Origin of the sequence: Actinoplanes sp. NPDC048791, from assembly GCF_040650095.1 — a bacterium.
In the GTDB taxonomy this organism is placed as follows: domain Bacteria; phylum Actinomycetota; class Actinomycetes; order Mycobacteriales; family Micromonosporaceae; genus Actinoplanes.
This window is the reverse complement of sequence record NZ_JBEZGQ010001293.1, coordinates 1-2039: the sequence shown is the minus strand read 5'-3', so window position 1 is coordinate 2039 and position 2039 is coordinate 1. Positions and strand designations below refer to the sequence as shown.

1 protein-coding gene and 1 pseudogene are annotated in these 2039 nt (G+C 71.2%); one reads left to right on the top strand and one right to left on the bottom strand.

The features are described 5' to 3' along the window. Positions 1-292: pseudogene (locus AB0C29_RS45565) on the top strand (hypothetical protein); the annotation flags it as partial. Here AB0C29_RS45565 and AB0C29_RS45560 read toward each other — a convergent pair. Next, on the bottom strand, positions 289-2039 hold a 1751-nt coding region (locus AB0C29_RS45560), incomplete at its 5' end, for a M14 family zinc carboxypeptidase (RefSeq protein WP_360834212.1). The pseudogene AB0C29_RS45565 and the gene AB0C29_RS45560 overlap by 4 nt on opposite strands.

Here is a 2039-nt window from a genome sequence, read left to right as displayed (position 1 = left end):
CGACGAGGCGCCCGAGCTGGAGCGCCTCGCCGACGTGCCGCTGTGCATCGTGTGCTTCCGGGTCGCGGAACCCGGCCTGGCCGACGCAGATCTGGACCGGTGGAACCGGGCCGTCGGCGAAGCCCTGATCGCCGACGGCCGGGTCTTCTGCGGCACCACCGTCTACGGCGGCCGGGTGGCGCTACGGCCGGCGATCGTCAACTGGCGCACGACCGAGGCCGACATCGACCTGTTCGTCGAGGTGGTCCGGGAGCTCGCCGCCCGCACCCGGCCGGACGCCCCTTCCTCCTAGCGGGTGGCCGCCGCGCTGTCACGGGCGATGCGGACCAGTTCGAGCAGGCCGTCCGCGTACTCCTGGGATTCGGCGTGGGCCTCGGTGAACGGGGGCTGGAAGCCCACGCCCTCCCACTGCTGGGTGTCCTCGTTCCAGATGTCGTTGCCGACCTCGAAGTCCCAGGCCGCGATGCCCAGCTCGTAGTAGAGCTGGTCGGCCGAGTTGCCCGCCGCCGAGTACAGGACGTCGGCGACCGGGCCCGTGTACGCCGGCCAGGTCACCGTGCCGCGTGAGGCCGAGATCGCCCCGACGATGCGGCGGGCGCTGTCCAGGAAGTACTTCGCCTCGTCGATCGACGGCCGGGGCAGGGTGACCCGGCCCGCCGCCTTGTACGCCCCCGGTGACCACATGAAGTAGCCGCCGTAGCTGTGCACGTTCAGGGCGTACTTGATGTGCGGGTTGGCCTTGGCCAGCGCGATCACGTTGTTGCTCTCGGCCTCCGACAGCTCGCCGGTGCCGGCGTACGTGCCGGACAGGCAGTTCGGGCTGCCACCCACGTAACCGTCGAAGTAGGAGCCGACCGTGTAGTTGCGGTTGATGTCGACGCCCCACGAGTTGCGCAGCGCGGGGTCGCGGGATGCGCCCGTGCAGTGGTTGACCAGGTTCTTGCGCTGGAAGTTGTAGTCGTTGAAGGAGTAGTTCGCGCCGTCCGGGTTGACCGTCGGGATGACGAAGACCTCGACCGAGTTCAGCAGCTCGCGGGTCGCCGCGTCGGTCGCGTAGTTGGCCAGCAGGCGCTCGGCGAACTCCAGCGTGACCAGCGGCGTCGCCCATTCCCGGGCGTGCTCCTGCGAGTAGGCCAGCACGCCGACCTTGGAGCCGTCGCGCACCGCGCCGATCCGCAGCGCCTGCACCGTCCACGGCCGCTGCGGCACCTCGCTGCCGGCCAGGCCGTCGTCGAGGCGGGCCGGGCCGGTGACCGGCATCGGCACGCCCGCGGAACCCTCCTCGACGAACGCGGTGAAGCGCTGCGGGTAGCGCGCGGTGATGAACGCGGCCACGTCGTCGGTCGTGCTGATCACCTTGCCGCCGGCGTCGGTCGCCAGCGACACGGTCAGCACCCGGTCCCGGTACGTCGCACCGAGCGGCCTGTTCGCCCGCCCCGGGTCCACCGTGCGCACCTGCACGCCGTTCATGCCCTGATCACCGAACTTGACCGACTCCACCACGACAGCTGCCGCGGCCGGGTCGCCCAGGTAAGCCGCCGCCGTGCGCCGGTATCCCTGGGTGCGGCGCGGCAGATCGACCACGTCGACCAGGTCGTCGTACTGCCGGCCCAGCCGCTTGATCCGGGCCTTGATGTCGATGGGCGTCATGTACGCGTCGATGAAGTCCTTCTGGTAGCCCGTCGGCAGCGGCGGCGGGGTGGCGTTCGGCCAGGCCGTAGGCGTGACCACGCGGGACTGGCCGCCGAGGCTGGAGGTGGCGCTGACCTTGACCGGCTTGGCGGGCAGCCGCTGCGGGACCTCCACGTGGTACTGGTATTCGCCCGAGTCCTCGAAGCGGTAGAGCGGGTAGCTGCCGGTGGTGCCGTCGGCGGTCGTCCAGGCCACGGTGATCTCGACGTCCGGGTCGTCGGAGGCGGAGGTGGCGACCTGGGTCTGCAGGAAGGTCCGCCCGTTGCTGGTCCACCAGTACGCCTGGAGGAACTGCAGGGTGTCCTCGCCGGCTCGCCGAGGGCCGGCGCACGGCCCGGCTGGCCGGC